Annotated in this window: 5 protein-coding genes and 1 tRNA gene; 3 read left to right on the forward strand and 3 right to left on the reverse strand. The window is 48.0% G+C overall.

Annotated features, from left to right (window positions below):
• Positions 1 to 29 precede the first annotated feature (29 nt).
• The gene (locus H6G03_RS28655; RefSeq protein WP_190472327.1) at positions 30 to 1298 is read right to left on the reverse strand and encodes a glycosyltransferase family 4 protein; all 1269 of its coding nucleotides are present in this window, start codon (positions 1296 to 1298) and stop codon (positions 30 to 32) included.
• Positions 1299 to 1594: 296 nt separating this feature from the next.
• Between H6G03_RS28655 and H6G03_RS28660 the strand changes: the two genes are divergently transcribed.
• Both H6G03_RS28660 and H6G03_RS28665 read left to right on the forward strand, forming a co-directional pair.
• Positions 1595 to 1686 (forward strand) — tRNA-Ser (locus H6G03_RS28660).
• 325 nt (positions 1687 to 2011) lie between these two features.
• Positions 2012 to 3385: an ABC transporter substrate-binding protein gene (locus H6G03_RS28665; RefSeq protein WP_190472330.1), complete on the forward strand. Its 1374-nt coding sequence runs from the start codon at positions 2012 to 2014 to the stop codon at positions 3383 to 3385.
• Positions 3386 to 3608: 223 nt separating this feature from the next.
• Here the strand turns inward: H6G03_RS28665 and H6G03_RS28670 are convergent, their stop codons facing one another.
• Entirely contained in the window at positions 3609 to 4436 is an 828-nt protein-coding gene (locus H6G03_RS28670; protein WP_190472331.1) for a hypothetical protein, read from the reverse strand.
• Between the two features lie 490 nt (positions 4437 to 4926).
• Entirely contained in the window at positions 4927 to 5877 is a 951-nt protein-coding gene (locus H6G03_RS28675) for a serine hydrolase (protein ID WP_190472333.1), read from the reverse strand.
• 105 nt (positions 5878 to 5982) lie between these two features.
• Between H6G03_RS28675 and H6G03_RS28680 the strand changes: the two genes are divergently transcribed.
• Positions 5983 to 6580: C40 family peptidase (locus tag H6G03_RS28680; RefSeq protein WP_322111992.1), on the forward strand; the 598-nt coding region annotated here is incomplete at its 3' end.

Consider the following 6580-nt stretch of genomic DNA (forward strand, 5'->3'; position numbering starts at 1 on the left):
CTGACTGATGACCGATGACTGTCAAAACATTAAGCACCTACTTTTTGCAATCCTACTGCGGTTTGTTGCAGTAAATTGCTGTAAAGTTCGCCTAACTGAGATGCTACCCCATCCCAGCTAAACATTTTTTCTACTCGCTTTCTTGCCGCTTGACCCAGCTTTTGGCCCCATTCTGGATTGCTGAGAATGCGATCGATCGCATTCGCAAAAGCGACTTCATCCAGCGGCGGACAGAGCAAGCCAGTTTCTGCCGGTACTATAGTAAATTGCAGACCGCCCACATCGCTGCCTACCACCGGTGTACGACAAGCCATCGCTTCAATAGTCACCAATCCAAACGGTTCGTAGTGACTGGGAACGACAGTAACGTCAGCAGCAGCATAGTAAAATGGCAAAATATCTCGATCGAGCCTGCCTGGGAAAGTCGTCATTTCTCTCAATCCCAGTTCCTCAACAATACCCTCAATGCGATCGCGTTCTATGCCATCACTTTCGCCGGGACGACTGCCACCACCAATTATTATTTGTAAATCTTCCTTACCGCGCAGCTGAGAACGTCCGACAGCACGAACTAAAGTTTCGATCCCTTTGCGACGATCGAACCTTCCTACATAAAGAACAACCTTACTATCCGGCTTTATGCCCAATTTCTGTCGTCCTTCTTCTCTGCTAACCCTACCAAATCTGTCGATATTGGTGCCGCAGGGAATAATATCGATCTTGCCCTTAGAGGAAACGAGACTACGCATATGTTCTTTTTCCTGCGGGCTAGTCGCTACAATTCTATCCCCTGTTTCCAAGACTGCCTTTTCAGTTGCTAACCGCATAGTGGCAATCATCGGAATAGTTGTGACCGACTTATATTTGACAGCACCCAGAGAGTGATAAGTATGTACTTGCTTGACACCTTGAATTTTTTTCAGCTGCATTCCCACCCAAGAGGAAAGCCAGTAATTCGTGTGTACCAAGCGATAGGTGATGCCAGATTGCTTTTGAAACTTTATCAGTTGTTCTACAAACTCCGGTAGATATTCAAAAATATTGTCGCGGGGTACAAATTCCTTCGGCCCTGCTTGCAGTCGAATCGTGCGACAATTATGACTGTGTTGGACAATTGTAGATTGTTCGGAACTCGAAAAGCGGGTAAACATATCTACGTGCCACCCCAGTCTGGCGAGTGCTTCGCCCACTTGACGCACATAGACGTTTTGTCCGCCAGCTTCTTCCTTACCGATTTCAATTGCTGGATCGCCGTGAACAGAGATCAAAGCGATGTGCTGTTTGATAGTGGAAACCATAGGTTTAGTAAGTGTGGGGATGCAACGACATTGAGGACGAAAGCTCGATCGCATAGTTCTGTTCGATCGAAAAGAGTGAAATCTCAGAGACCCTTTTAGTTAAAGGGTAGGTATTTAGCCGGAGGGGATCATCTTCTACCGGACTGATGTCTCACGCCCCCCACCCTCAGTCTTTGGGATGATCGTGCCCCCACTTGGGTCATTGCAGGTACTGCGGGTGCGGATTTTTTCAGATCTCGATCGCAAAAGACTATACTTTCTCTAAATGCTGTGCTAATATAAATTTCTGTCACCCTGGAGAGGTGGCTGAGTGGTCGAAAGCGGCAGATTGCTAATCTGTTGTACGGCAGGTAACTCCGTACCGAGGGTTCGAATCCCTCCCTCTCCGTATTCAAAGATCGAAAGTCAAAACTAAAACAGATATATATTATTGCTCGTCAATCGCACTTCGTCGTGGAATAGGCTCGATCGCTTGCCCAAAATCATCGGAAGAAATGCGTTTAAAACCCATTTTTTGTGATTGGCGCTAGATTTTAACCTGATTTTTCCCTAGAAGTGCGATCGGCAAACTCGCGAGCGGATTCATATACCATAAATTTCCCGATTTGGGATACTGGCAGTGTAAAATGTGACAATTCTGTTGCAAAACAGAATATAAATGTAATATTTTATGCAACCCTTTTGTTGCGGATTGTTGAGGATTGGAATAAGAAATGAGTAAATCGGCTAAAAAGAGAAGTTTCAAGTACAGCAAAGCTCTAGCTCTAGCTTTTATCGCACTGGGCACAGGTTTTGTCACCGCTGCTTGTCAAAACACCAGCAGCACTAACACCAGTTCGACCCCGACAGCCCCCGCCCCCAATAGCACCACAGCTGCGGTCAGCCAAACCTCAGTCACCACAACCGCAGCTACCAACGCCAAAGGACTAAAAATCGGCACCCTGCTACCCGCCACCGGTGACCTATCTTCGATCGGACAGGGGATGATTGCTGCTGTACCTTTGTTAGTCGAAACCGTCAACAAATGCGGTGGCGTCAACGGTCAACCCGTTACCCTCATTTCCGAAGACGACCAAACCAAACCAGAAGCCGGTGCTGCCGGGATGACCAAGCTAGCAGAAGCCGACAAAGTAGCTGGTGTAGTCGGTTCCTTTGCCAGCAGCGTTTCCACTGCTGCCGTGGATATTGCAGTGCGGAACAAAGTCATGCTCATCTCTCCTGGTAGCACCAGTCCCGTCTTTACTACAGCTGCAAAAGAAGGCAAATATCAAGGTTATTGGGCACGCACCGCACCACCCGACACCTATCAAGCGCAAGCTTTGGCCAAACTCGCCAGCGAAAAAGGCTTCAAGCGAGTTTCCACCGTCGTTATTAATAATGATTACGGCGTCGGTTTTGAAAAAGAATTTGTGCAAGCATTCAAAAAACTGGGTGGAACCGTTGTCAACGAAAGCAAGCCGACCCGCTACGACCCCAAAGCCACTACATTTGATACCGAAGCAGCCAGTGCCTTTGCCGGTAAGCCGGATGCCGTAGTTGCCGTTCTGTACGAAGACACGGGCAGTTTATTGCTCAAAGCTGCTGCCGAGCAAGGTGTGAGTAAAGGAGTAACGGTGATGCTCACCGATGGCGTTTACTCGCCACAGTTTCCCGGAAAGGTGGGCAAAACCAGCAACGATAAGTTTATCCTGGGTGGAGCAGTAGGCACAGTTCCCGGTGCCAACGGCCAATCTCTAGCCGATTTTACCAAATTATGGAAAGAGAAGAAAGGTACAGAAGTAGGTGCTTTTGTGCCCCACTCTTGGGATGCGGCGGCTTTGTTAGTGCTAGCAGCAGAAGCAGCTAAGTCCAATACAGGGGAAGGCATCAAGAGCAAAATCAGAGATGTTGCCAATGCGCCAGGGGAAGAAGTCAGCGATGTCTGCAAAGCACTGGAATTAGTGCGCCAAGGTAAAGATATTAACTATCAAGGAACCAGCAGCAACGTGGATATTGACGAAAACGGTGATGTTGTGGGCAGTTACGATGTTTGGGCGGTCAAAGACGATGGCAAACTGGAAGTTACTGGTAAAGTAAGTCCTCAGTAGCGATCGCCGCATTTCTCAAATACTTGGAATACAGTCAGGTGGGTGAGCGTACAACCGTCATGCACCCACCTATTTTGCATCAACAAGATCCCTTTTGACCGCTCAATAAAAAAACAAACAAAAAATCCCCCATAACTCCAAATACAGAATTATGGGGAATGAAAAATTGACTTTCAATAAGCTGCAATTTGAGGGTTAACAGCAAATCAGAAGACAGATATTACTAGAATCGGAATCCAGTACCGAAGTTATAGCCAATGCCCAACATGATACCCAAGTCAGTCGTATCGATAAAGCCCGCCGTTACAGCAGCTGTAGCCGTAAATTGATTGCTGATTGGCACATCGACACCCCCAGTCAGAGCAAAGCCAAGATTGCTATCTCCATCAGTGGAAATAATGACTCCAGCACCAACGTAAGGAGCAAAGTTGATTCTTTGAAAAGGTTCCGCCGCGATGGGAAAATCGTAAGTTACTGGAATGATGAAGTCGGTGTCATCGCCTATCACTACGGAAGGGCGCACCGAAAAGACTCTTGTCAGTCCGATTTTACTGAAAATCGTAAAGCCACTATCGCCCAAAGCGGTGTCTCCCGTCAAACCCAAATTACCGCCGACACCGAGATAGCTAGACCCAGAACGAGTGGCGCGACCCGGTTCCAATTCGGCTTGAGCCACCCGCTGGCCTTTTTTAGCTGGTGCGTTTGCTGGTGCTGTTTGGCGAGATGCAGACCGACCGAATAGAGCTGAAGCTGAAGTTTCTGCTGTACCTGGAGCTGGCTGCTTTTTTGCCGTATCATCTGATGTTATCGCCGATTCCTCAAGCAGATTGTATAGCCCAGAGCTGTATAATTCGCTCTGAAGCGCGGGTGAGTTGCTTAAGGATTCTGACTGCGACAGTTGAGTCTGAGTCACGGCAAAGTTGGAACCGCGATCGATCGCAGCGGGTGCGGTGACCGTAGGTTGGGCTATAGCAGGCAAGCCGCTACTTACACCTGCGATCGCTGCCAAACTCACAAAGAAAACACTACGTTGAAAAGGATTCGTATTCACATTCACTCCTCGACAAAGATCGGGACAATAGTTAATCCCAGCGAAATTTTATATCAGAATTTAATCCTAGTATCGGTGACAGGTATAGCCGCACTCAGGAAAATGATGTACTTGCAGGCTCAAATCCTTGGGAGTATGAGCTACACAGTTCGGGAAAGTTTGGCTTTTGATGCTTCGACTTGTGCAAAATACACCTCTTGCTTCCAGCACAGCATTGACTGTATTGCGCTCAAGAGTTGCCAATCTTCGCGATATTAGATGGCTCGATTGGCGCAGATCCGATCCGACTGCAACCGAAAAAAGGCATACAGACGCGAGTTGTTCGGCCTAATGCTAAATATACAAGAAAATCCGCAGTAGCGACCTCTATAGTTCGGATGATTGTGCGGTAACCCCATAAAAAAGCAGCTTTAGGCTCTTTTTCCACTTTCCTGTGTGGAGAGACTTTCGGGCCAATATCTGCCAACCGCAGACCGCAGCAGCGAAGCGCTTACATTTCGCCAGCATCAGCTTCGTCCACTGCACCAGCTACTTGACGAGAAACAAAAGGCAAAATCGCTTTGTTTTTACTGTGTGCCCTTCCTTCTGTAAATACAACTAACAAATAGGGCTGCTTACCCGGGATCTCGATATAGGCAGCGTCGTGGCGTACTTGGCTAGTCCATCCAGCTTTAGACCACAGTAAGGCATTCTGAGGCAAACCTTCCCCCAGAAAACCGGTTACCTGATTTTCATCGTCGGTTGTTAAATCAGCTGGGTTAAGACTGCGTTTCATCAAGGCCATCATACTTTGCGAAGCTTTTGAGGATACTGCTACTCCGCCGATAATGCTGTGCAGGAGACGAGCTGTAGCGTTAGTAGTCAGCATATTGCGATTTTCCATCAATTCGCCCACAAAAATGCGCTCGCGTCCGTAGGGACCATCACACCAGGTTTTTTGGTTAACGTTGATTGCTTCTAACTCCGGCCAGCCCAACGAGTGAAAGTAGCGATTGACAATGTTACGCTGTAACTGCCAGGTTTGGAACGGCCCGTGGGATAGTTCCGGGCCGCTGGTGGTGCCCGTCAAGACATCCACAACTAAACTGGTGGCGTCGTTGCTAGAATCGACGATCGTATCGCGGATAGCGCGTTCCAACTCGGCGGTTGTCTGAATCATGCCTTTTTCCAACCACTCGTATACTGCCACCAGGTAAAACAGCTTGACGACGCTGGCAGGATAGATGCGATCGCTACCTCGATAGCTGAAACCTCTAACTTCGTGGTTCCAAAAAGCTTGCGGGCTAAGGGCTCCACCTGTATTTACAGGCACGGGCGGATCGTAGACAATCCAAGTAAGGGCGATTTGGTTGCGGGCTAGGTCTGGAAATTCCGCCCAAGTTGCAGAAAGGATTTGATTGCCCAGCTGTTGCAGTTGTTCGTCTTTGCGGAAAAAAGTCATTCGATTTTAGATTTTAGATTTTAGATTTGAGATTGTTCGTAGTACATTGTTCGTTGCAACGTCTTCGTCCGCAAACAATAAACTGCGAACCGCTAACCACAGATCGTGAACGAAAATTTCCAGTCGATCGAGTACCGATGCCGACGCAATGTCAACATTTACGATTCTCCTAGCTGCACCCGTTTGGCAACTCAGGCGGCGCTTGGGCGTCATCTACGAGTAGTATCGCCCAATGGGGATACATCTGATACATCTATTGAGGTGTGTCTGTGCGAGGATGATTATCCCGGCTGGCTGTCAATCCAAGATAAAAGGTATCTTGAGGAAGTGGCAACCCCTTATCAGGCGATCGATCTTTGTGCGACCGAAATCCAAGCACGATTGCCGGCAGTGATTGCCTTTACCCAAAATGCCATGAAACAACCCAATTATTACCTGTGGGGCGGCACGGTGGGGCCAAATTACGATTGTTCTGGGTTAATGCAGGCAGCATTTGCTTCGGTGGGTATTTGGTTACCCAGAGATTCCTATCAGCAGGAAGCATTTACTCAGCCAATTCCGATTGAGGATCTTTTACCGGGAGATTTAATATTTTTCGGGACTCCAGAAAAAACTACCCACGTCGGACTTTATTTAGGTGAGGGGCGCTACATCCACAGTTCCGGTCAAACAGTCGGTCGCAATGGTATTGGCATCGATGTGC

Origin of the sequence: Aerosakkonema funiforme FACHB-1375 (assembly GCF_014696265.1) — a bacterium.
GTDB classification, from domain to species: Bacteria; Cyanobacteriota; Cyanobacteriia; order Cyanobacteriales; family Aerosakkonemataceae; genus Aerosakkonema; species Aerosakkonema funiforme_A.